Source organism: Xanthomonas sp. WHRI 10207, from assembly GCF_040202975.1.
Lineage (GTDB): Bacteria > Pseudomonadota > Gammaproteobacteria > Xanthomonadales > Xanthomonadaceae > Xanthomonas.
The window spans coordinates 170,302-193,275 of the sequence record NZ_JBEGDX010000006.1; the positions used below are offsets into that span (position 1 = coordinate 170,302).

Sequence of the window (22,974 nt, forward strand, 5' to 3'; positions counted from 1 at the left end):
CGCGCAAAGTGCATCGGTATTTGGTTGGTACGCCATTATCCAAAATGCACGTCACGCACTGCTCTTGACCGTGCACACCGACCATCTCGACGGGTCCTTGCCCGCTCACCGTCACGGGACCTTACGCGGCATGGATGCCGCGTAAGCGCTGACAAGTACTTGCAGCGTGTCCCGCGATGGTCGGCGGATGGGCCCTGCAGCCGAGCCGCAGATCAAGCCGCGAGTCAGCGCTCTGTAGCCCTGCAGCCAAGCCGTAAGTCAGCAGCTCTACAACCAGGCCGCAGAGCAGCTGCGCTGCATTGAAGACCCACATCCTCCGCTCTGAAATAGACCCGCGCGAAGTGCTTTGCCAGCCGCTCTTGTTTTGACTTCGCGCATCCATCCACCCTCAGCGGCAGCTGGCATCGCCCTCTATCGCCGGCGCCTTCATCCGGTAGAGATCCAGCTGGCCCGCGCGTGGTGCACGTGCGCTGCCGGTGACCAGCAGTTCGCCCGGTTTGGACGCATCCACCACCGCCGCAAACGTGCGCTCCTGCGGCCCGTTGAACGACAGCGGCAACGGCTGGCCCTGGGCGTAGTGCCCGTTGTTGCAAGCGGCTAGCAGCAACTGGCTGGGGCCATCGACCGCACCACGCGCCCATACCAGGCCACGCCCGTCGCCGAGCCAGGCCGCATCCAGTTCGTCGGCCGCGGTGTTGATGTCGCGCAGCGGCGCAGGCGCGGTGAACGCGCGCCCGTCCCAGTGCGCCACAAACACGTCCAGGCCGCCAGCACCGCCGTGGCCATCGCTGGCGAACAGCAGACGCGTGCCGTCCAGCGACAGGCTCGGTGCGCGCTCGTCGCCGCGGCTGTTGATCGCCGCGCCCAGCGATTGCACCGCGCCCAGGCCGCCTTGCGCATCCACCGGCACGCGGTACAGATCGCTGCCACCGGCGCCACCGGGCCGCGACGAGGCGAACAGCAGCCAGCGTCCATCGGCACTGAACAGCGGCGTGATCTCGTCCTGGGCGGTGTTGAGCGGCAGCGGCTGCGCGTCCTGCCAGCGCCCGCCGCGCAGCTGCGCCTGCCACAGGTCCCACCCCCCGGCGGCGCCGGCGCGGTCGCTGGCCCAGACGATGCGCTGCCCGTCCGGGCTGAGCGTGGCGTGCGCCTCGTTGGCCGGCGTGGACACCACACCCATGCCTTCGATGCCGAACTCGGCAAGTCCCGACGCGGACGGGACGAAGAGTAAACTCGCCGCCAGCGCGAGCGGCGTCCATCGAAGTTGCATGCGGTGTTCCTGCTCCAAGTCGCGCCCAGTCTAGTCAACCAGAGAGCGTTTCATGCCCGTATCCCGTTATGCCGTGTTCGGTCACCCTGTCGCCCATTCGCTGTCGCCGGCCATCCATGCCGACTTCGGCAAGCAGACAGGCATCGCGCTGGACTACACCGCCATCGATGCGCCGCCGGACGCGTTTGCCAGCAAGCTGCAGCGCTTCGCCGACGAAGGCGGCAAGGGCGCAAACGTCACCCTGCCGTTGAAGGAGGCCGCCTTTGCGCTGGCCGCCAGCCTGAGCGATCGCGCGCAGCTGGCCGGAGCGGTGAACACGCTGGTGCGTAACGATGGCCAATGGCAGGGCGACAACACCGACGGCGTCGGCCTGGTGCGTGACCTCACCGATCGCCACGGCCTGGATCTGCGCGGTCGTCGCGTGTTGCTGCTGGGCGCCGGCGGCGCCGCACGCGGGGTGGCACCGGCGCTGCTGGATGCCGGCGTCACCGAGATGGTGGTGGTGAACCGCTCGCCCGAGCGCGCCGACGCGCTGTGCGATGCGCTGGGCGAACCCGGTCGGGTGGTGTCGCGTTACATCGAAGACCTGCGCGAACTGGGCGACTTCGAGCTGATCGTCAACGCTACCGCCGCCGGGCGCGACCGCGACGCCGGTGCGTTCTCGCTGCCGCTGGGCCTGGTCAACAGCCTGACCGCCGCGGTGGATCTCAACTACGGCGAAACCGCCATCGCGTTCCTGGCCTGGGCACGCGCCGCGCACTGCCGTTACGCCATCGATGGCCTGGGCATGCTGGTGGAGCAGGCCGCCGAAAGTTTCGCGTTGTGGCATGGCGTGCGTCCGGACACCGACCCGGTGTACGCGGCGCTGCGCGCGCGCGACGCCGTGCTGGTCAGCGCGGACTGAGCCGTTGCCCATGACCACCACCGACATCCTGCTCAGCCTGATCACCAGCCTGCTGTCGCGGGTGCCGATGCTGATCGCCTTGTTGCTTGGGCTGGTATTGCTGTGGCGGGCCCCGCACGGGCCGCTGCGGCGTGCCGCGTTGGCCGGGCTGTGGCTGCTGCTGGGCTGTGTGCTGGCCGAGGTGGCCTTGCAGGCGATTCCGATGCTGTTGATGCAGCAGGGCAACGTGCGCCAGATCGGTCTGGTGATGGGCGTCGGCCGCTTCGTGCTGACCGCCGTGCAAGGCGTCGGTATCGGCGTGCTGGTGTGGACTCTGGCGCGCAGCCTGCAACGGCTGCCGCCTGCTGCGGGTTCGCGCGCATGATCCCGCTCAAGGCGTTGGCGCTCGTCCTGGTCGGGCTGATCTGTGCAGGGCAGGGCGGTTGGACGTTGCTGCATCCGCAGGCGCTGGCCACCGTCAACCGGGGCGGACTGCTGTACGAACGCTTTGGTCCGGCCGGTGTGGGCATCGGCATGCTGGCGATGGGCGTGGCCATGGCCGTGATCGGCGTGGTCTGGGCGCGCTACGCCTGGCCGCGACGCGGTTGATCCAACATTCCACAGAGTCCAGCTGTGGGGTGTACCCGGCGGTTGCCGGTCTTCGAGCGCCGCCAACGCATCTCTGAGTGATCCCAGAAGGACCGGGGTTGATCGAAAGCGGCAAGCGCAGCCTGCACGCAGATCTCGCGTGCAGCATTCGCCGCCATCTGCTGATGTGCGCGCTTGTGTCATCCGCTCCGGACATCGGTCTCCAAACCGTGCAAGGGCACCCGGCAAACAGGTTCAGCTGCCGCGCGTATCGGTCGCAGGCGCTGCGCCGGTCCGTGCGAAAATAGCGCGATGAGTGACCTTGCCCCACCGGCTGCGCCGTCCGCGCCCGTCCCCGCCCAGCGTGTGCTGACCGACCCGATCAAGGCCGGCATCCGCGACGCTTACGCCAAGCTGCAGGCCAATACGCCCGGTTTTGCCACCCGTCGCGCGCAGAGTCAGATGATCGGTCTGGTCTCGCGTGCGCTGGCCACCTCCGGCGGCATCGGCATCGCCGAGGCGCCCACCGGGGTGGGCAAGAGCCTGGGCTATCTCACCGCCGGCGTGCCGATCGCCCTGGCGACCAAAAAGAAGCTGGTGATCAGCACCGGCACCGTGGCGCTGCAGTCGCAGCTGGTGGAGCGCGATATCCCGGCCTTCCTCAAGGCCACCGGCCTGGAGGCAACCGTCGCCCTGGCCAAGGGCCGCACCCGCTATCTGTGCACGCGCAATGCCGCGGAGCTGGAAGGCGACACCAGCCAGAACGCCATGTTCGAAGACGAGCAGGCGCTCTACGATCGCCCGCTCAGCCCCGTCGATGCCGATCTGGCCAAACGGCTGGCCAAGGCCTACGCCGCACGCACCTGGAGCGGCGACCTGGACGATGCCCCCGAGCAGGTCTCGGTGCCGTTGCGCATGCGCATCACCACGCCCGCCTCCGGCTGTGCGGGGCGCCGCTGCAGTTATGCCGCGCAATGCCCGGTGCTCAAGGCACGCACCGATGTGCGCGAAGCGCAGATCGTGGTTACCAACCACGCCTTGCTGCTGTCCTCGCTGTCGTTGGGCGATGCCGAAAACGGCCAGCCGCTGATCGCGCCGCCATCGGACATGTTGCTGGTGCTCGACGAAGGCCATCACATCGCCGGCGTGGCCATCGACCAGGGCGCGGCCAATCTGCCGCTGGACGAGATGGCCAAGCGCACTGGCCGCATGCAGATTCTCATTGCCGCGGCGTATCGCGCGGTGGACAAGGACAAGGTCGGCAACCTGCTGCCCAACGAAGCCATCGATGTCGCCGCGCGGGTGTCCAAACTGCTCAAGGCCTTCCATGCCGAAGTCGAGCGCGTGTGGAAGCCCGAGCCTGGCGAGCGCGATCCGTTGTGGCGTGCCGCCAACGGCAAGTTGCCGCCGCAGTGGGGCCCGGCCATCGAAGAACTGGGCGAAGAAACCCGCGCGCTGTTCAACTGGGTACATGCCGCACATGGCGCAGTGGCCAAGGGCAAGCAGGACGATGCCGCACGCGAACGGCTGCAACGCAACCTGGGCCTGGCGCTGGAAATGGCCGAGCAGCAACACAATCTGTGGAGCGGCTGGCGGCGCGAGGATAAGGAAGGGCAGCCGCCGATGGCGCGCTGGATCACCCTCTCGCGCGAGGGTGATCTGATCTGCCACTGCTCTCCCGTGTCGGCCGCGCAAGTGCTGCGCACGATGATCTGGAACGAAGTGGATTCGGTGGTGATGACCTCGGCCACGCTCACCGGCGGTGGCGATTTCCAATCCTTCGCCATCGACAACGGTCTGCCCGATCACGCCGAAATGGCCTCGCTGGCCTCGCCATTCGACCTGCCCAATCAGGCCGAACTGATCGTGCCCAATTTTCCGGTCACCCCGGACGACCGCGAAGGGCATCCCAAGGAAGTGGCCAAATATCTGGTGCGCGAACTGGATTGGAACGCCAAGGGCAGCATCGTGCTGTTCACCTCGCGCTGGAAGATGGAAAAGGTCGCCGACCTGATGCCGCTGGCGCAGCGCAACCGTGTGCTGGTGCAGGGCGAAGGCAACAAGTCGCAATTGATCACCGAACACATGCGCCGCATCGCTGCTGGCGAAGGCTCGGTGTTGTTCGGTTTGAATTCTTTTGGCGAAGGCCTGGACCTGCCCGGCGATGCCTGCACCACGGTGGTCATCACCCAGGTGCCATTCGCGGTGCCGACCGACCCGCAGACCTCGACCTTGAGCGAGTGGCTGGAAAGCCGCGGCCACAATGCGTTCAACCTGATTGCGATTCCGCATGCGCTACGCACGCTAACCCAGTTTGCAGGGCGGCTGATCCGCAGCTCCAATGACCACGGCCGCGTCATCATTCTCGACTCGCGCCTGCTCACGCGTCGCTACGGCAAACGCATCATCGACGCGTTGCCGCCGTTCAAGCGGGTGATCGGGCGCTGAGTGCATCGGCACGTGGCATGCCAATGCAGCGCTCAGTGATCTCAAGCGCTCAGTGATGTCGACCGCTCAGTCGCGGTCGACAAGGTTGTACTTGAGCACTGCATAGCGACTGCCACGCATGGCAGCGTCGTCATCCGGCATGCCGCCGCGAGCGATCATGCGCAGCCTGTGTCACCTCATGCATGCGGGCGCAGTTGCTTGTCAGGCATCGCGTTGGTTGCTGCAGATGCAATGTTTTTTCGCGTGGCATCGCCTTGCAGTGCAGCATCGGTTTACGTATTTCGGTAGTGACGTCATGCGATGCGAATGCAGACGAGACGCTTGAAGCCGAAACAGTCGCGTTATCTGCAACACGCTGCCACACGAAAAGCGATGCATATCACGCAACGCAGTCATCATCATGTTCGCCTATCGCTGCGATCATAACTAATGACTTTTCACACTTCGGCCCGCTCGCCATGATTCAGGTCCTTCAACACGAGCTGACGCCATGCGCCCTGGATCCCTCATGGTGCTAGCCCTGCTAGCCCCCACGCTGATCGCTCCGCCGGTCTTCGCCCAATCTGTACTGACCCGTGACAACGGCGCCAAGGTTGGCGACAACCAGAATTCGCAGACGGCAGGTGCCAACGGCCCGACCTTGCTGCAGGACGTGCAGCTGATCCAGAAGCTGCAGCGCTTCGATCGCGAGCGCATTCCCGAGCGCGTCGTGCATGCGCGCGGTACCGGTGTCAAAGGCGAGTTCACCGCCACTGCCGATCTGTCCACCCTGACCAAGGCCAAGGTGTTCAGCGCCGGCGAAAAAACACCGGTGTTCGTGCGCTTTTCGTCCGTTGTGCATGGCAATCACTCGCCTGAAACGCTGCGCGACCCGCACGGGTTCGCGACCAAGTTCTACACCAGCGAAGGCAACTGGGATCTGGTCGGCAACAACTTCCCCACCTTCTTCATCCGCGATGCGATCAAGTTCCCCGACATGGTCCACGCGTTCAAGCCGGACCCGCGCACCAATCTTGACGACGACTCGCGTCGCTTCGATTTCTTCTCGCACGTGCCCGAAGGCACGCGCACGCTGACGCTGCTGTATTCCAACGAAGGCACGCCTGCCGGCTATCGCTTCATGGATGGCAACGGCGTGCACGCCTACAAGCTGGTCAATGCGCAGGGCGAAGTGCACTACGTCAAGTTCCATTGGAAGACGCTGCAGGGCATCAAGAACCTCGATCCCAAGCAGGTTGCCGCCGTCCAGTCCAAGGACTACAGCCACCTGACCAACGATCTGGTCGGCGCGATCAAGAAGGGCGATTACCCGAAGTGGGACCTGTATGTGCAGGTGCTCAAGCCGGAAGACCTGGCCAAGTTCGATTTCGATCCGCTCGATGCCACCAAGATCTGGCCGGACGTGCCGGAGCAGAAGGTCGGCCAGATGGTGTTGAACAAGAACGTCGACAACTTCTTCCAGGAGACCGAGCAGGTCGCGATGGCGCCGGCCAATTTGGTGCCGGGTATCGAACCGTCTGAAGATCGCCTGTTGCAGGGCCGTATCTTCTCCTACGCCGACACCCAGTTGTATCGCATCGGTGCCAACGGCCTGAGCCTGCCGGTCAACCGCCCGCGCGTAGCCGTTAATAACGGCAACCAGGATGGTCAGGGCAACATCGGTCAGACCAGCAGCGGCGTGAACTACGAGCCGAGCCGCCTGGAGCCGCGTCCGCAGGACACCGCCGCGCGCTACAGCGAACTGCCGCTGTCCGGTACCACCCAACAGGCCAAGATCACCCGCGAGCAGAACTTCAAGCAAGCCGGTGAGTTGTACCGCTCCTACGGCAAGAAGGATCGTGCAGATCTAGTGCAGAGCTTCGGCGAGTCGCTGTCCAACACCGACACCGAGAGCAAGCACATCATCCTGTCGTTCCTGTACAAAGCCGACCCGGAGTACGGCACCGGTGTGGCCCGTGTTGCCAAGGGCGACCTGGCCCGCGTCAAGCAGCTGGCCTCCAGCCTGCAGGACTGATCCATCCGACGGCATCGTGGCCACGCCGCGGTGCCGTCCCCGTCTTGGGAGAGCGATATGCGCACTCTGCTATTGATCATGCTGAGCGCCCTGTGCGCGCCAGCCATCGCTGCCTCGCCGTCTGCCACACCCGCAGCGACCACACCATCCACGTCCAGCCCCGAGCAGATCAAGCTGCAGCTACGTGAGTACTTCTTCGATGCCGCGCGCGAAGGCCGCCAGGAGATGCTGGCCGAGTTCATCCGCTCGCATTACGACCTCAATGCCCGCGATGAGAAGGGCTATACCGCGCTGATCCTGGCCGCCTACCACGGCCAACGCCCGGCGGTAGAGCAATTGCTGAGCGCAGGAGCCGACCCCTGCGCGCAGGACAAGCGTGGCAACACCGCGCTGATGGGCGCGATCTTCAAAGGCGAGCTCGGCATCGCAAAGCGGCTGATGCAGGCCGATTGCGCCCCCGACCAACGCAACAACGCCGGCCAGACCGCGGCGATGTATGCAGCGCTGTTCCAGCGGACAGACGTGCTCAAGGACTTGGCCGCCAAGGGCGCAGACCTCAGCCTCAAGGACGGGCAGGGCAACGATGTGACCAAGTTGCAGCGCGGCGAATTCGCCACCGCCCCGGCACGCTGAGCGTGTTCGGTAGCGCGACCTGCGGCCGTGCATGCTCCGCAAGTTGCGCGCCTGCGTAAGCTGTTCTTGAGGGTGCGCCACAGGGTGGAGTACGGACGATAGTCCGCAGCAACATTTGCCATGCGTGTTTTGCCATCACGCTACCAATGCTCCGAACGGCGGCGACCCTGGTGCGCGCAAGCGGCCAACAAGGCCATCGCCCAGCCACGGCCGCGAAGCCTTCCAGATCGGCGCGGCCGATGCTCCCAATTCGGCATGTATCACGCGGAGGCTGCGGTAGCTCCGTAGCGTCCGCATCTATTCGATCCTTGTTCGCTAGCGTTGTCAGCCAGTCGCATGACTTTCGATAGCGCTCGATGGCCGCGCTCGGCACGCGGTCAACGCATGAGAGTAAGTCGGCAGGTTTAGCGCAGCTCACCAAACGATGGTGCAGCCGCCAGATGGCGCGCACGTTGGTGGCCATATTCGTCCACTCCGGCTCTGAGCGTGGCGTCCACACCTACCTGACCACTGCCCGCCAGTGGTGTTAACCGCTCCTGGTCCCCGCGCTTGTTGTGGACAGACGACGAGTAGGGCATCCAGCCCAGAGCACCGATGCGTCCGGATGGCTCCGCACGGCCCTGGCCACGATGTCTCACGGTTCCGGCAAGCGCGCGGGGGGCACGTCTTTGACCGGGCTGCTGCTTGCATCCGGGGCTGCCCGGCGCGATCACCTCCGTGTGTCGCGCGCAAATCAGCAGGGCAACGACAGCACACGATCGTGACGTAAGCGACCTGGATGCGGCCACGCCAAACCGTGATGGCCATCCCGTCGGTTTTCCGCCACGCCTGCGTTGGAAGTCTGGCGGTGGTGATGATTTTTCCGCCATCCCGTCAGGAGATTTCTGACGTCGAAACCCTTGTGCGCCAAGGCTTTGACATAAAACTGAGCGCGCGCTGACTTGCTTGAAATTGGTTCGAAAAAAGCGCAAAAAACAGTTCAAGAACGGGTCGGGAACGCCGATGCTGGAGCTATCGCACCTTGGAACCCCCGGCCATGAAGCTCGATCCCTCCATCCCGTTCCTGATGTCCCTGCTCGCCATGGTGCTGTGCACCGCCACCGCCGTTGTCGCGCTGGTGTTCGGCCAGGTGCACGTATTGGCTACCTCGTGGAGCTTCTATGCGGTGATGGGCACGTCCCTGATCACCCTGGCTGCCTCTTACCACGCCCTCGGCAAGCCGCTGAGCGCCGAAGAGCGTGTGGGCTTCCGCAACCCGTAATCGCACCTACGTCCGGAAACGCGCGCAGCGTTACGCCAGTACCGGATCAAAGAAGCTGCGCTCGTCATTGACGATGCACCGCGTTCGCTCCGCATAGGCGAACGCCGACAGACACCCCGCATCCTGCAGCGATGCCACCCGATAGCTCCCGTACTCGGCGCGCGAGGGAAACGAAAACAGCGCCAACGCGATGTTGTTCGCCCTTTCCGACGGCAGAAAATAGCCGTGATGCTGGCCGCCAAAGCGCGCCACCAGCGGGATCCATAACCGCGCGTCATGTTCGAATTCGGCCAGTTGATAGCGGTCGGTCACCTAGCGCAGCAAGCAGGTGATCGTGCAGCAGGATCCGGCATCACGCTGCATCAGCGTGCCAGGCCACACTGCCGCAGATTCATCGACGCCCGTGTAAGCTATTGATCCTGCTTCGCATTCCAATGGCCGCTCGCTGCGGCCAACCGTCGATGACCGCTTCTGCCGATCGCTACGCCGCCTCCCTACGCCTGTCCGTTGCCCCGATGATGGACTGGACCGACCGGCATTGCCGGGTGTTCCACCGCCTGCTGGCGCCGTCCGCACGCTTGTATACCGAGATGGTGCATGCCAACGCGGTGATCCATGGCGATCGCACGCGGCTGATCGGGTTCGATCCAGTCGAGCACCCGCTGGCGCTGCAGCTCGGCGGCAGCGATCCGGCCCTGCTCGCTCAGGCGGCCGGCATCGCACAGGAATGGGGCTATGACGAAATCAACCTCAATTGCGGCTGCCCGTCCGATCGCGTGCAGGCGGGGCGCTTCGGTGCCTGTCTGATGCGCGAGCCGGCGCTGGTGGCCGAGTGCGTCGCCGCCATGTGCGCGGCCACCGACCTTCCGATCACGGTCAAATGCCGCCTGGGTGTGGACGATGACGACGACTACGCCGTGTTCGCCCGCTTTGTCGATCAAGTCATCGCGGCCGGCGCGGCGATGGTGGTAGTGCACGCCCGCAATGCCTGGCTCAAGGGCCTGTCGCCGAAGGAAAATCGCGAGGTGCCGCCGCTGCGCTACGACTGGGCATATCGCCTCAGGCAGGAGCGTCCCAACGTGCCGGTGGTGCTCAATGGCGGCATCGCCGCCGTCGACGCCGCGCTGGCGCATCTGCAGCAGACCGATGGCGTGATGCTCGGTCGCGCCGCATATCACGACCCGTATGTCTTGCATCAGCTCGATGCCGCATTGACCCAACGCCCGGTGCAGCCGCGCGAGACGCTGCTACGGGCGCTGCGTCCCTACGTAGAGTCCCAACTGGAGCAGGGGCTTGCGCTGAAGCACATCACCCGGCACGTGCTGGGCCTGTTCCATGGGCAGCCGGGCGGGCGGGCGTTCCGTCAGGTGCTGAGCGAGGGCGCACACCGTCCAGGCGCTGGCTGGGAGCTGGTCGAGCAGGCATTGCAGCGAACCGACAGCCAGCTCTGGCGCGTCGTTGCCTGATTGGCCCGGCGCTTGCATTAGCTGAACAGGCAGGCCAGGACCGTTGTTGATCACGATCTCGGAGCCCGGCATCGAGCGCGAAAGCCTTGCTGGCAGGGCGTCTGCTCCTTCGTGGCATTCATTTGGCTGAATGGCGTTAACACGAAGCTAAAAAGTTCAGATCGGATTCACCCCCAAAAATCAAGAATTTGGCTCAATTTACGGAACCCGGCCATTGTGTGATGCATGCTCGGTTTTACGAATTTTGAATGTTCCTGAACAACCCGCTAGGATCCAGTTGTGACCCATCCGCTCAGCCGCGTTCGCTCTGTCGCCCTGGTCGCCCTCTGGGGTGTCCTGGCCGCGCCGTCGGCGTGGGGTCAGGGGTATCCCATGGTGCAGGGTGGTCGCGAGGGCATGCCGGCATCGGCACGCGGTAACAGCCGCACCTTGTCGGACACCATCCGCCATGTGCAGCGGTCTACCGGTGGACAAATTTTGGCTGCCGAGCGTGTGCCGTACGATGGCGGCAACCTCAATCGGGTCAAGTACATGAAGAACGGGCGCGTCCACACCGTGGACGAGCTAGAGCAGCCGCAGGCCGCTCCACCGCCCAGCGCTGCCCCGCCCGATCCGCCAGCGCCACCACGTAGCGATAACCACTGAACGTAGATAGTTCTGCGTTCAGTCTCATAAATTCCCCGGCCGTTGGCCGATAACGTTACTAGGGAGAGTGCATGCGTATTCTTTTGGTCGAAGACGAAGCTCCGCTGCGCGAGACCCTTGCCGCGCGTCTGAAGCGTGAAGGCTTTGCGGTCGACGCTGCACAAGACGGCGAAGAAGGCCTGTACATGGGCCGCGAAGTGCCGTTCGACGTCGGCATCATCGACCTTGGCCTGCCCAAGATGTCGGGCATGGAGCTGATCAAGGCGCTGCGCGACGAAGGCAAGAAATTTCCGGTGTTGATCCTGACCGCGCGTTCGAGCTGGCAGGACAAGGTCGAAGGCCTCAAGCAGGGCGCCGACGATTATCTGGTCAAGCCGTTCCATGTCGAAGAGCTGCTGGCTCGCGTTAACGCGCTGCTGCGCCGTGCCGCTGGCTGGAGCAAGCCCACGCTGGAATGCGGCCCGGTGGCACTGGATCTGGCCGCGCAGACGGTGAGCGTCAACGGCGCCAACGTCGATCTGACCAGCTATGAGTACAAGGTGCTTGAGTACCTGATGATGCATGCCGGCGAACTGGTCTCCAAGGCCGACCTCACCGAACACATCTATCAGCAGGACTTCGATCGCGACTCTAACGTGCTCGAAGTGTTCATCGGTCGTCTGCGCAAGAAGCTCGACCCGGATGGTGAACTCAAGCCCATCGAGACCGTGCGTGGTCGGGGCTACCGCTTCGCCATCCCGCGTACCGAAGGCTGAGTCCGCGCGTCGGTAAACAGGAAGATCAGGTGCCGGGCCGCTCCAAGTGGTACAGACGTTGGCGGCCGCGCTCCCTGCAGGCCCGCCAGCTGTTGGCCGCCAGCCTCAGCTTGGTGGCCTTTCTGGCGTTGGCGGGCTACGCGCTGGATGTCGCCTTTGCCGATACCGCCGAAAAGAACCTGCGTGAGCGGCTGAAGAACTACGCCTCTGCCTACGCCGCCAACATCGACTTTGTCCGCGACGGTTCGATCTACATCGGCGGGCAACCGCCCGACCCGCGCTTCGATGTGCCTGGTGGCGGATTGTATGTGGAAGTCGTGCGTCCCGACGAAAGCTGGACCTCGATGTCGGCCGAAGGCCCGAACATTCCGCATGGCCGCATGCTGGAGCCGCGCCAGGAAGAATTCATCGGCCCGCTGGAGATGACCCAGATCGATGGCAGCCTGGGCCAGTTGTATCGCTATGGCCTGGGCGTCAGTTACGTCGAACGCGAACACGGCGGCGAGATTCCTTACACCATCTATGTGATGGAAGACGCGCGCTCGATGGGCGCGCAGCTGCGTGTTTTCCGTGGCGCGGTGTGGTTTTACCTCGGCAGTGCCGGCGTGGTGTTGTTGGTGCTGCAGGCGTTCATCCTGCAATGGAGCCTGCGCCCGCTGCGGCGTGTGATCAACGAGCTGACCAAGGTGCAGCGCGGCGAAATTCAGCGCATGAGCGAACAGCATCCACGTGAGCTGGAGCCGCTGACCGACAGCATCAACGCCTTCATCGAGAGCGAGCGCGACAACCTGGAGCGCCAACGCAATACGCTGGCCGATCTGGCGCATAGCCTCAAAACGCCGATCGCGGTGCTGCGCACGCAGCTCGACAGCGGCGCCTCTGAGCACGATCTGCATAAAGAGATGGACGTGCAGCTGCGGCGCATGAACGATCTGGTGTCGTATCAGTTGGCGCGTGCGGCCTCCAGCGGTCACAAGTTGTTTGCCGCGCCATTGCCGATCGAGCCGTCCGCCGAAGAAATCGTGCGCGGGCTGGAGAAGGTGTATTCGATCAAGGGCGTGTTGTGCGAGTTCGATATTTCGCCGGATGCGCGCTTTCATGGCGAGCCGGGCGACCTGCAGGAACTGCTCGGTAATCTGCTGGAAAACGGCTTCAAATGGGCGCGCAGCCGGGTGCTGCTGACCGCACAGCCGGGTCCGACCACCGGCAGCCGGCGTGCCGGCCTGATCCTGTCGGTGGAAGACGACGGCCCCGGCATTGCGCCGGAAGATGTCGCCAAGATTCTGCAGCGTGGTGTGCGTGGCGATGAGCGCGTGCAGGGGCATGGCATCGGCATGTCGATCGTGCAGGATCTGATCAAGGCCTACCGCGGTGAACTGCAGGTGGTGCGCTCGCAGGAACTGGGCGGCGCCCGCTTCGATGTGACCCTGCCTCCGGGTCTGTGACGCGCCTGCGTGTTCGGATGAACCCGTTGGCAATGGCCTGCGCTGCTCCGACAACCGTTTAACGCCTCGAACGTTTGCTTGACCATACTGGTCCGGTTGCAGGCAATTGCGATGGAGAGCCGCATGATCGAGCGCGTTGCACAGGTCTCTTGTGCGGAAACGCACCCTTCGCCACGGCGATGGCCGTGCAGGTGGCGCCTGGCGTTGCTGCTTGCCGGTGGTGCGGTTGCCGCCCTCGGCCACGCTGCCGAAGCGCCGTTGACGCCGACCCAGACGCGCTGGTTGCAACGTGCCACCTACGGTGTGGATGCCGATGGCGCCGCGCAGTTGCAACGGCTTGGCCCCAAGCGCTATGGCGCATTGCTGCTCCAACCCAGTGACGACGCTGTGTTACCGGCACCGATCCGTGCGCAGCTGCAAGGCTTCGACGCACTGCACACCCCGCTGGAAACCTTGTTGACGCGTTACGAGGCCGACAAGATCCGGCTGCAAGCCATGCCCGACGGCGATGAGAAAGTCGCCTTGCGCAAGGACTGGCAAGCGCGCGGCGGACAGATGCTCACCCAGGCGCGTCAGGCGCAATTACTGCGCGCGGTGTACGCGCCGGATCAGCTACGCGAGCAGCTGGTGTGGTTCTGGCTCAATCACTTCAGCGTGTATGCCGACAAAGGCCGCGTGAAGTGGATGGCCGCCGATTACATGGAAAACGCGATCCGCCCTAACGCCACCGGCAAGTTTGCGGATCTTGTTATGGCGACGCTGCAAAGTCCGGCGATGCTCGAGTATCTGGACAACGCCAAGAACGCCAAGGGCAAGGTCAACGAAAATTACGCGCGCGAACTGATGGAACTGCATACCCTCGGCGTGCATGGGGGCTACACCCAGCAGGACGTGCAGCAGCTGGCGTTGATCCTCACCGGCGCGGGCCTGGTGCCGATCAAGGCCGCAGGTGCGCCGCCCGTGCCAGCACCCGTGCGTGGCCAGCCGCAGGTGGTGCGCAAGGGAGTGTTCGAATTCAATCCGGCGCGCCATCAACCCGGCGACAAGGTGTTGTTGGGTCAGCCGATTGCCGGCGGTGGGCTGGATGAAATCGAACGCGCCGTGCAACTGTTGGTGCGCCAGCCGGCATGTGCGCGCTTCGTCTCGCAGCGCATTGCCGAGTACTTCGTCAGCGACACGCCGCCGCCGGCACTGGTCGCGCGCATGGCCAGCACCTTCCAGCGTAGCGATGGCGATATCGCCAAGGTCATGCAGACCATGGTGAATTCTGCAGAGTTTGCACAGGCGCAACCGCGCAAGTTCAAGGACCCCAATCGCTTTGTGGTCTCGGCGATGCGGCTGGCCTATGAAGACCAGCCCGTGATCAATGCCGGCCCGATGGCCAGTTGGGTACAGCAACTTGGCGAGCCGCTGTTCGGGCGCATCACCCCGGATGGGTGGTCGCTGCAATCGCAGGCCTGGACCAGCTCCGGGCAACTGGCGCGCAGGTTCGAGGTGGCGCGCGCGCTGGGCAGCGGGCCCAAGCAATTGTTCCGGCGCGATGGCGACAACGACACGCCGATTCCGCCGCTAACGCGCATCGACACGCGCGCGTCCTATCGCTGGATTGCGCCATCGCTGGCGACAGGTACGCAGCAGGCGCTGGAGCAGGCGCGTTCGCCGGCGGAATGGAACGGGTTTCTGTTGGCATCGCCGGACTTCAACTACCGCTGATTCATATCGCTGATTCACCGATGCTGATCACCGAGTGCGATGCAGGCATCGCCGTGGGAGTACACCATGCAACGACGTCAATTTCTGCTTGCTTCTGCTGCCGCCGCCGCCGCGACGAGTCTGCCCTGGGCTGGTCGCCTGTTTGCCGCTCCGCGCGACAGTGCGCGCCTGCTGGTGGTGTTCTTGCGCGGCGGCTACGACAGCAACAATCTGTTGGTGCCGCATGGCAGCGATTTTTATTACCAGTCGCGTCCCACGCTGGCGATTGCACGGCCGGATCCGGCCAATCCCGACAGCGCCATTGCGCTGGACGCGCAGTGGGGTCTCAACCCGGTGATGCGCGATGCCTTGCTGCCATTGTGGCAACGCAATCAACTGGCGTTCGTACCGTTTGCCGGCACCGATGATGTGTCGCGCAGCCACTTCGAAACCCAGGACGACATCGAATCCGGGCAAGCGGGCAAGCACCGCGACTATCGTTCCGGGTTCATGGCGCGGCTGTCGGGTGTTCTCAGTGGCGTGCCGGCGATTGCCTTCACCGATTCGTTGCCGCTGACCTTCCAAGGCGGCGGCGATCTGCCCAACGTCTCGCTGCGGGGCATCGGCAAGGGCGGGCTGGACGCGCGTCAGTCGCAGATCCTGTCGCAGATGTACGACGCCACGCCATTGGCGGCAGCGGCGCGCGAAGGACTCGCGTTGCGCCAGCAGGTTACCGCGCAGTTGCGCGAGGAGATGGAGCAGGCCGGCCGTGGCGCCGCCAGCGCACGTACGTTTGCCGATGAAACCCGGCGCATGGCGAGCTTGATGCGCGAGCGGTATCGGCTGGGATTTGTGGATGTTGGCGGTTGGGACACGCATGCCAATCAGGGCAGTGTGGCAGGCGGGCTGGCCAACAACTTGCGCAATCTCGGCGAAGGGCTGGCCGCGTATGCCGATGCGTTGGGCCCGGCCTGGGACGACACCGTGGTGGTGGTGATTTCCGAATTCGGCCGCACCTTCCGCGAGAACGGCAGCAAGGGGACCGATCACGGGCATGGCACCACGTACTGGGTGCTGGGCGGCGGCGTGCGCGGCGGTCGCATCGTCGGCGAGCAGGTTGCGGTGGACCAAGCGCATCTGCTGCAAAATCGCGATTACCCGGTGCTCAGCAATTACCGCAGTTTATTTGGTGGCGTGTTGCAGCGCTTGTGGGGTTTGTCGCCGACGCAGCTGGAGCGCGTGTTTCCAGGCGCGACACCGCGTGATCTTGGATTGGTGTAAGCGGCCTGTTGTGTTCGTGTCGGGCCACTCAGCGTAGTGCGCGGTATCTGCACCTGCTCATCCGCGCGCTGCATCTTCCTGCATTGCCATGTGCGCGTGGCGACGACGGTGAGAGGCAAGCACTCACAGCATCGTGGCGCCAACGTTTAACCGTGCGCACACGCCCAAACACGATCAGATTCACGCGACCTACGCGATGCAAACTGCGTCGCGCATGCATTCAAACCATGACGCAATGATCGCGCAGCGCCATCAACGTGACGCCTGCGACGCGAACGGCGACGGCCCGTACACGCTGACCAGATGCGCGGCGACCTCCGGCATCACCCGCTGCAGCACCTGCGGCGCCGAGAAGTGATATTCGCTGACCACCGCGAAAAATTCTTCCGGAGCCTCGGCTGCATACGGGTCGATCTCGGTGTCCTGGCCGGCATCCACGCGTTGGCAGAACGCAGCGAAGGCGTGCTGAAAATCGCGCGCCCAGCGGCGTTGCCGATCGCGCGGCAATGGTGGCGTGCCGTCGAGCGCACCGTCCAGTGCATCGAGCTTGTGCGCCATCTCGTGCACGATCACGTTGCAGCCGGCCTGCGGGTCGTCCAGATCGGCTTGCACATCGGCCCAGCTGACGATCAACGGACCTTGTTCCCAGGCCTCGCCGATCAAGGTGTCATCCCAGGCATGCATCACGCCGGCCGCATCCATCTGGGTGCGCTGCACGCGGAAGGCGTCCGGGTACACGATCAGTTGCGACCAGCCACGCCATCCCGCTGCGCCGATTTCCAGCAGCGGCAGGCAGCAGGTGGCAGCCAGCAACACGTGGTCGTGCGGCTGCAGCTGCAATCCATCGACCGGCGAAATGGTTTTTTGGTCCAGGAACTGCGCGGTCAGTGCACGTAGACGTTGCCGGCGTTGCGCATCGAGCGCAGCAACCCAGGCGCAGCGGTCATACACTGGCTGCCAAAGCGCATCAGGAATCTCGAGCGGCGGCCGGCGCAGCCAGCGCGTCAACCACTGGATCAGCGGAACATGCCCGGCAGAAAACTGTGCCAGCGCGGCATCATGCGCATGCGGGGGAACAAACTGTCGCCATCGCTGCCACCACCGCCGGTTGCCGGCGCAGGCTTGTGTTGCGGCGCGCGCGCCGGTGCTGCCGCGTCGCCATTTGGGGTTCTGCCGCGTGCGGCCGAGTTGGTGCTGACGCAGCTCTCATGATCGCCGTCGACCAACTGGTCCGATGCCAGTGCGGCAAGCGGAGCCAACAAGAACAGCAGGCAAACAGTGAGTCGGCGCATCGTCCACATCCAGGGCAAGCGGCGTGAGTCGCCGATCATAACGCGGTTTTCACTCCCTCACGCAAGCCGCGCTGGGCGGCCGCGAAGGCTTGGCGCATACTTTCGCGGATCGATTTGGGAACCGTTGCCGTGGATGACCGCGCGTTGCTGGCCAAACTTGCGAGCGGCCGGCTGTCCGGCGATGCGTTGGCGCGCGATGCCGGGTTGACCCGTGCTGCCGTGTGGAAGCGCATCCAGAATTTGCGCGCTGCCGGTGTCGATATCGACGGACGGGCAGGCGATGGCTACCGCCTGGCCGCGCCGCTGGACCTGCTGGATGCCACGCGGATCCGTGCCGCCATGGCAACCGACGCGGTGGCAGGCCTGGCCGCGCTGGAGGTGGCCTGGACACTGGAATCCACCAACACCACGCTGCTGGCGCGCCCGGCACCGGAACACGGCGTGTCTGTGTTGCTGGCCGAGCGTCAGACCGGCGGGCGCGGTCGCCGCGGCCGCCAGTGGACCTCGCCGCTGGCCGCACACATCTATCTGTCGGCATCGCGCCGTTTCAGCGGTGGGTTGGGTCAACTGGCCGGGCTGAGCCTGGCTGTGGGCGTGGCTGTGGCCGAAGCCCTGCGCGGGTGCGGGTTTGCCTATGTCGGTCTGAAGTGGCCCAACGACCTGCTGGCGCGCGAGCGCAAACTGGGCGGTCTGCTGATCGAAGGCGGCGGCGAGATGGCCGGCAATGCGCGTGCGGTGATCGGGCTGGGCTTGAACGTGCACATGCCGCCGGCCGCCGCCGCGGCGATCGATCAACCATGGGTGGATCTGGACACCCTGGCCGGGCGCGCGGTGTCGCGCGACAGCGTGGCGGCAGCGGTGCTGTCCAGCCTGCTGCCGGCACTGGATCTGTTCGAAGCGCAGGGGTTGGCGCCGTTTCTGGCGCGCTACGCGGCGCTGGATGTGCTGAGCGGGCGCACCGTGCAGGTTGAAGAAAGCGGAACCCTGCATCGTGGTGTGGCGCTTGGCCTGGCCGCCGATGGTGCATTGCGCGTGCAACTGGGCGAAACGGTGCGCCTGTTCCACTCCGGAGAAGTCAGCGTGAGACCTGCATGAGCGAGTGGTTGTTCGACCTGGGAAATTCGCGCTTCAAGTACGCCCCGCTGCACGGCAACCGTGCCGGCGACGTGCAGGCGTGGGCGCACGGTGCCGAGGCGATGGATGCGGCTGCGTTATCGGCGTTGCCGTCCGGGCGCATTGCGCACGTGGCCAGCGTGGCGGCGCCCGCATTGACGCAGCGGATGATCGCTTGCCTGCAGGAGCGTTTCGAGCAGGTCCGCATCGTGCGGACCGCAGCCGAATGCGCTGGCATCCGCATCGCCTATGCCGACCCGAGCCGCTTTGGGGTAGATCGTTTTCTGGCCTTGCTGGGTGCGCGTGGCGACGCACCGGTGCTGGTGGCCGGGGTGGGCACTGCGCTGACCATCGATGTACTCGGTGCCGATGGGCAGCATCACGGCGGGCGGATCGCCGCCTCGCCCACCACCATGCGCGAAGCGCTGCATGCGCGTGCGGTGCAGTTGCCGGCCAGCGGTGGCGCGTATGTCGAGCTGGCCAACGACACCGACGATGCCTTGACCTCCGGCTGCGACGGCGCGGCGGTGGCGCTGATCGAGCGCAGCCTGCACCACGCGCAGCGCAGCCTGGGCGTGCCGGTGCGGCTGCTGGTGCACGGCGGCGGCGCGCCACCGCTGCTGCCGTTGTTGCCCGATGCCAGCTTTCGCGCGGCCTTGGTGCTGGATGGACTGGCGACCTGGGCGATGCATTCGTCCTCGCCGTAGAGCGTCTTGTGCGGGTTGGACGAGAGGCGTTGGCCGCCAGCGGTGTGGAGCGGATGCGCTGTGGTGCCGGTGGGGCTGGCTCCGACATTCGGCAGCGGTGTGCTCGGCACACCAGCTTTGTAGAGCCCAGGCAGGGCTGCCTGACGCACGCGCTGCCGAGGGCCAACGCACGGAAACGACCATCGGGGGCGCCGAGACTGCGTTGCGCGCCTTGTCCCGTCACGGCACCGGACGCTTCGCACTCCCCCCAAGCCCCATGACACGCTCTAAAATCGGCGCATGTACGTACGCGCGCTCATCGTTGTCCTGATCATCCTCAATGCCGGGGTGGCACTGTGGTGGGCGTTGCAGCCACCGTCGGCGCCGCCGGCCGCACCACCGCAACCGCCCGGTGTTGCCCGGTTGGACGTGCTGCCGATGTTGCCGACCAAGGCGACAGCAGCGGTGCCGCGTCCAGAAGTCACAGCCGCTGCAACGTCGGATGCCGGTGCAACGGTTGCATCCAATGCGCCGGCCCCTGCGCCGACGACGCCTGTGCCGAAGCCAGTGCCAGCGGTGGTCGAGACAGCATCCCGTCCGGCCGAGCCTGCAGCGGCAGCGAAGGCCGCTTCCCCATCGGTTGATGAAGCCACCGCCGCCGCAAAGCCTGCAGCAGTGCCGTCGCCGGCGCCGCCGGCCGCCCCGGAGCGCTGTGTCAGCGTCGGGCCGTATGCGGCACGCAACGATGCCGATGCCGCGCTGGCGCGCGTTCGCGGCCAGGCTAGCCGCGCCAGCGTGCGCGAGGACGCCGACGCCGGGATCAGCACGTTCCGGGTGATGTTGCCCAACGTGGGCGACCGCGCCACGGCGCAGGCCTTGGTCAAACGCATTGCTGCCGCCGGCATCGGCGACTATTACGTGATTGCCCAGGGCGAAGACAACACTGTTGCGCTGGGGCAGTACCAGAGCCGCGAGCGCGCCGAGCGGCGTCAGGCCAGTCTGGTGAGCGCGGGCTTTCCCGCGCAGTTGGTGCCCAGCGGCAGCGGCCAATCGCGCTGGTGGGTCGATATGCGCAGTACGGCGACGGCCGCTGCGTTGCAGAGCGCCGCAGGCGCAACGCGGCAACGATCGCTAGATTGCTCCGCGCTGCGCTAGAATGCGCACCGGCGCGCAACGCGCCTGCCTTTGCCGGCATAGCTCAGTTGGTAGAGCAACCGCCTTGTAAGCGGTAGGTCCCCAGTTCGAATCCGGGTGCCGGCACCACGAAGGCCTTTCCGCTGTATCCCGGAAAGGCCCGCCCGCTGCCGGGCTTGGCGATCAGCTTCCCCAGAATGCGTCTTCCTGAACTTGATCGGCCGAGAACAGCCGGACTTCGACGATCTTGCCGTCTTCGATGCGCAGCAGATCCACGCCGGCCTGCTTGAGCGTCACGCCATTGGCCTGGCCGGAAAATTCCAGCGTGATGGCCACCCAGTCGCCACTGGCCATGTAGTCATCGGCACGGCTGATGGCGAAGGTGCCGTTGGAGACCTCCATCATCTTGCCCAGCATCGGCCCGACGACTGCCATGCCGCGGTGGGTGCCGGAGAACTGATGGTTGCCGGGCTGGTGCCAGATCACGTCGGGCGAAATGAGGCTGCCCAGCGTTGCGTGGTCGCCGGTCTGGACCGAGGTGATGTAGGACTTGGCAATGTCGATGTTGTTCATGGTGGTTTCCTTGGTTGGTTGAAATGTCAGCGTGCAAGGCCTGCAGGCGTGTGTGCCTGGTTGGCCGATCTTTAGTGGGAGTAAAGCGCGGTGCGGTCAGCGGCGATAGGTCAGGACATCAGGCTTTGCTGGGCGCCGGGATGTAACGTGATCGACCAATTGACGTGCACGACGCGCCAGCGTCCTTCGATGTAGCGGAAGACCTGTGTCGAATTCCAGGGAGTACCCGGCTTCTCACCGCCCTGGCCGTCGCCGAGGATGTTCTGCAGGTTGTAGTGCAACACAGCCATGTCGCGGTTATCGCTGACCATTACCACCGGCTGGATGTAGTCGTTGCGCAGGATCTTGAGCTTGCCCTCGAACACTTTGCGAAAGTAGGCCTCCACCGCCGCATGACCGTCCAGACGCAGCGCAGTCAAGGGATCGAAATACGACACGTCATCACTGTAGACCTCCAGTGCGCCATCGACGTCGCCCTTGTTCCAGCGTTCGTTGATGCCGTTGTCCACGGCCAGAATGGCCTGGGTGATCTGTTCGATATCGGCTTGCATCGTCTGTCTTCTCAGGAAAGTGGGGGGCGTGCTGTGGGAGTGATTATTGGACTTGATTCGCCGACGCGAGCGGTCCAAAGTGGACGGCTAATGATCATTTCCGGACATCTTTCAACTGGTGTGGGCAGATGACCAGTCCCGGGCGCACCCGTTTTGCGAAGGCGCAGGCGAGGTCGCAGATCCTGCCGCTGGCCTATCACCCGCAGGGCCCCTATGGTCTCGACCTAGAAGTCTTCACGGTTGCCGATCTACGAACCCGTGCAACCCCGGAAGAAGTGCAGGCGACGCACCGTTACGGATTCCACACCTTGTTGTGCGTGACCCAGGGCGTGTGCACCCAGCTGATCGACTTCAAGGCGATCGCCTGCGAGCCAGGTTCGCTAGTGATCGTGCGGCCCGGCCAGGCGCACAGCTATGGCATCAAGGACGACTGGGATGGTTGGAACGTGATTTTCCGCCAGGAGTTCGTGCTGCCGGCAGCAACAACGCCGGGCGATCTGAAGCTCGCCTTCGATCTGGGCAAACTGCCGGATCACGTGCACCTCGGTCGCGATGACTTGAAGCGGCTGACCGATGTGATCGTGCAGATGCGCCAGGACACGCAGATGGAGGCGCCGCAAGAAGACGTGCACGCCCTGTTGCGTCATCAGCTGCATGCGCTGCTGACGCGGCTCAGTATTCTGCATGGCCGTACCCACGTGCGCGATGTTGCGGTGTCTGCGGCGCTGCGCCGCTTCCACCGGTTCCAGCAGCTTGTCGAAGACTATTTTGCCCAGTGGCATCAGGTTGCCGACTACGCCGATCGACTTGGGTGCACGGAAAAGAGCCTGGCGCGCGCAGTGCAAGCGGCGATAGGCACCACCGCAAAGACCTTCATTGCCGCACGGATCAATCTGGAAGCCAAGCGCCTGCTGGTGCACACATCCCTGCCGGTTGCCGCAATCGCCGAGGAACTGGGCTTCGACGAAGCGACCAACTTCAACAAGTTTTTCAGGCGGGAAGTGAGTTGCACGCCGTCGGAATTTCGGCGGCGGTATCGGGTTGCCGAGCGATAGCGACCGCCTGCATGCGACTGCGCAAAGAGCGGTGACCCGCCGCCATCTCCGCCATCGGGACGTGATGGCGCGACGCGTCTGATGCGGTAGCGGCTTCGTCGGGACACCTGGCTGGCCGTGCCTTCAGCGCAACCGCGCTCCTCGGCAAGCGGGCCGAGCTCCCGTATGCGGGTAAGTCGCGCGTAGCTC

At 64.8% G+C, this 22,974-nt stretch carries 23 protein-coding genes and 1 tRNA gene; 18 read left to right on the plus strand and 6 right to left on the minus strand.

All coding sequences use genetic code 11. The annotated features are described in order from the left end of the window. Window positions 1-388: 388 nt before the first annotated feature. Complete coding sequence (locus tag ABQU90_RS18500; RefSeq protein WP_323523345.1) at window positions 389-1,270, minus strand: TolB family protein; 882 nt, start codon at window positions 1,268-1,270, stop codon at window positions 389-391. Between the two features lie 52 nt (window positions 1,271-1,322). On the opposite strand from ABQU90_RS18500, the gene aroE reads away from it, so the two are divergent. The 7 genes from aroE to ABQU90_RS18535 all read left to right on the plus strand — a co-directional run bounded on the left by aroE (window position 1,323) and on the right by ABQU90_RS18535 (window position 9,097). Further along, window positions 1,323-2,174: a shikimate dehydrogenase gene (gene aroE / locus ABQU90_RS18505; protein ID WP_323523346.1), complete on the plus strand. Its 852-nt coding sequence runs from the start codon at window positions 1,323-1,325 to the stop codon at window positions 2,172-2,174. A gap of 10 nt (window positions 2,175-2,184) precedes the next feature. After that, the gene (locus ABQU90_RS18510) at window positions 2,185-2,538 is read left to right on the plus strand and encodes a hypothetical protein (protein WP_323523347.1); all 354 of its coding nucleotides are present in this window, start codon (window positions 2,185-2,187) and stop codon (window positions 2,536-2,538) included. Continuing rightward, on the plus strand, window positions 2,535-2,762 hold the full coding sequence (locus ABQU90_RS18515) for a hypothetical protein (RefSeq protein WP_055847167.1): 228 nt from the start codon (window positions 2,535-2,537) through the stop codon (window positions 2,760-2,762). Before ABQU90_RS18510 ends, ABQU90_RS18515 begins: the two co-directional genes overlap by 4 nt. Before the next feature lie 291 nt (window positions 2,763-3,053). Beyond that, on the plus strand, window positions 3,054-5,189 hold the full coding sequence (gene dinG / locus ABQU90_RS18520) for an ATP-dependent DNA helicase DinG (protein WP_323523348.1): 2,136 nt from the start codon (window positions 3,054-3,056) through the stop codon (window positions 5,187-5,189). Window positions 5,190-5,697: 508 nt separating this feature from the next. After that, window positions 5,698-7,203 (plus strand): catalase KatB, encoded by a 1,506-nt coding sequence (katB, locus tag ABQU90_RS18525; protein WP_193552479.1) that lies wholly within the window; start codon window positions 5,698-5,700, stop codon window positions 7,201-7,203. 57 nt (window positions 7,204-7,260) lie between these two features. Then, on the plus strand, window positions 7,261-7,836 hold the full coding sequence (locus ABQU90_RS18530; RefSeq protein ID WP_055847175.1) for an ankyrin repeat domain-containing protein: 576 nt from the start codon (window positions 7,261-7,263) through the stop codon (window positions 7,834-7,836). 1,036 nt (window positions 7,837-8,872) lie between these two features. Beyond that, a complete protein-coding gene (locus tag ABQU90_RS18535) occupies window positions 8,873-9,097 on the plus strand; it encodes a hypothetical protein (RefSeq protein WP_055847177.1) in 225 nt (74 codons plus the stop codon). A gap of 30 nt (window positions 9,098-9,127) precedes the next feature. Here the strand turns inward: ABQU90_RS18535 and ABQU90_RS18540 are convergent, their stop codons facing one another. Beyond that, the gene (locus ABQU90_RS18540) at window positions 9,128-9,409 is read right to left on the minus strand and encodes an NIPSNAP family protein (RefSeq protein WP_236699215.1); all 282 of its coding nucleotides are present in this window, start codon (window positions 9,407-9,409) and stop codon (window positions 9,128-9,130) included. A 149-nt stretch (window positions 9,410-9,558) separates the two neighbouring features. On the opposite strand from ABQU90_RS18540, the gene dusA reads away from it, so the two are divergent. The 6 genes from dusA to ABQU90_RS18570 all read left to right on the plus strand — a co-directional run bounded on the left by dusA (window position 9,559) and on the right by ABQU90_RS18570 (window position 16,381). Continuing rightward, window positions 9,559-10,563, plus strand: a complete 1,005-nt coding sequence (gene dusA, locus ABQU90_RS18545) for a tRNA dihydrouridine(20/20a) synthase DusA (protein WP_323523349.1) — start codon at window positions 9,559-9,561, stop codon at window positions 10,561-10,563. A 336-nt stretch (window positions 10,564-10,899) separates the two neighbouring features. Further along, window positions 10,900-11,208 (plus strand): hypothetical protein, encoded by a 309-nt coding sequence (locus ABQU90_RS18550; RefSeq protein ID WP_055850192.1) that lies wholly within the window; start codon window positions 10,900-10,902, stop codon window positions 11,206-11,208. A gap of 71 nt (window positions 11,209-11,279) precedes the next feature. Continuing rightward, a complete protein-coding gene (locus ABQU90_RS18555) occupies window positions 11,280-11,963 on the plus strand; it encodes a response regulator transcription factor (RefSeq protein WP_002808458.1) in 684 nt (227 codons plus the stop codon). Between the two features lie 74 nt (window positions 11,964-12,037). After that, window positions 12,038-13,408: an ATP-binding protein gene (locus tag ABQU90_RS18560; RefSeq protein WP_172797239.1), complete on the plus strand. Its 1,371-nt coding sequence runs from the start codon at window positions 12,038-12,040 to the stop codon at window positions 13,406-13,408. A gap of 123 nt (window positions 13,409-13,531) precedes the next feature. After that, complete coding sequence (locus tag ABQU90_RS18565; protein ID WP_407078788.1) at window positions 13,532-15,121, plus strand: DUF1800 domain-containing protein; 1,590 nt, start codon at window positions 13,532-13,534, stop codon at window positions 15,119-15,121. Window positions 15,122-15,187: 66 nt separating this feature from the next. After that, window positions 15,188-16,381 (plus strand): DUF1501 domain-containing protein, encoded by a 1,194-nt coding sequence (locus ABQU90_RS18570; RefSeq protein ID WP_323523350.1) that lies wholly within the window; start codon window positions 15,188-15,190, stop codon window positions 16,379-16,381. Window positions 16,382-16,633: 252 nt separating this feature from the next. On the opposite strand, the gene ABQU90_RS18575 is transcribed toward ABQU90_RS18570, so the two are convergent. Both ABQU90_RS18575 and ABQU90_RS18580 read right to left on the minus strand, forming a co-directional pair. Then, complete coding sequence (locus ABQU90_RS18575; RefSeq protein WP_323523351.1) at window positions 16,634-17,389, minus strand: M90 family metallopeptidase; 756 nt, start codon at window positions 17,387-17,389, stop codon at window positions 16,634-16,636. A gap of 8 nt (window positions 17,390-17,397) precedes the next feature. Next, on the minus strand, window positions 17,398-17,712 hold the full coding sequence (locus ABQU90_RS18580; RefSeq protein ID WP_055847189.1) for a hypothetical protein: 315 nt from the start codon (window positions 17,710-17,712) through the stop codon (window positions 17,398-17,400). Between the two features lie 90 nt (window positions 17,713-17,802). Here ABQU90_RS18580 and birA point away from each other — a divergent pair, with 90 nt between their 5' ends. From birA to ABQU90_RS18600, 4 genes are all read left to right on the plus strand, one after another. Further along, window positions 17,803-18,768 (plus strand): bifunctional biotin--[acetyl-CoA-carboxylase] ligase/biotin operon repressor BirA, encoded by a 966-nt coding sequence (gene birA / locus ABQU90_RS18585; RefSeq protein WP_503064417.1) that lies wholly within the window; start codon window positions 17,803-17,805, stop codon window positions 18,766-18,768. Continuing rightward, a complete protein-coding gene (locus ABQU90_RS18590; protein WP_323523353.1) occupies window positions 18,765-19,493 on the plus strand; it encodes a type III pantothenate kinase in 729 nt (242 codons plus the stop codon). The genes birA and ABQU90_RS18590 overlap by 4 nt, the downstream gene beginning before the upstream one ends. Before the next feature lie 279 nt (window positions 19,494-19,772). After that, complete coding sequence (locus ABQU90_RS18595) at window positions 19,773-20,627, plus strand: SPOR domain-containing protein (protein WP_323523354.1); 855 nt, start codon at window positions 19,773-19,775, stop codon at window positions 20,625-20,627. Window positions 20,628-20,659: 32 nt separating this feature from the next. Continuing rightward, window positions 20,660-20,735, plus strand: a tRNA-Thr gene (locus tag ABQU90_RS18600). 54 nt (window positions 20,736-20,789) lie between these two features. Here ABQU90_RS18600 and ABQU90_RS18605 read toward each other — a convergent pair. Beyond that, complete coding sequence (locus ABQU90_RS18605; protein ID WP_115514171.1) at window positions 20,790-21,179, minus strand: nuclear transport factor 2 family protein; 390 nt, start codon at window positions 21,177-21,179, stop codon at window positions 20,790-20,792. A 110-nt stretch (window positions 21,180-21,289) separates the two neighbouring features. Beyond that, entirely contained in the window at window positions 21,290-21,730 is a 441-nt protein-coding gene (locus ABQU90_RS18610; protein ID WP_115514170.1) for a YybH family protein, read from the minus strand. Window positions 21,731-21,858: 128 nt separating this feature from the next. Here ABQU90_RS18610 and ABQU90_RS18615 point away from each other — a divergent pair, with 128 nt between their 5' ends. Further along, window positions 21,859-22,785: a helix-turn-helix domain-containing protein gene (locus tag ABQU90_RS18615; RefSeq protein ID WP_323523355.1), complete on the plus strand. Its 927-nt coding sequence runs from the start codon at window positions 21,859-21,861 to the stop codon at window positions 22,783-22,785. Window positions 22,786-22,974: the final 189 nt, after the last annotated feature.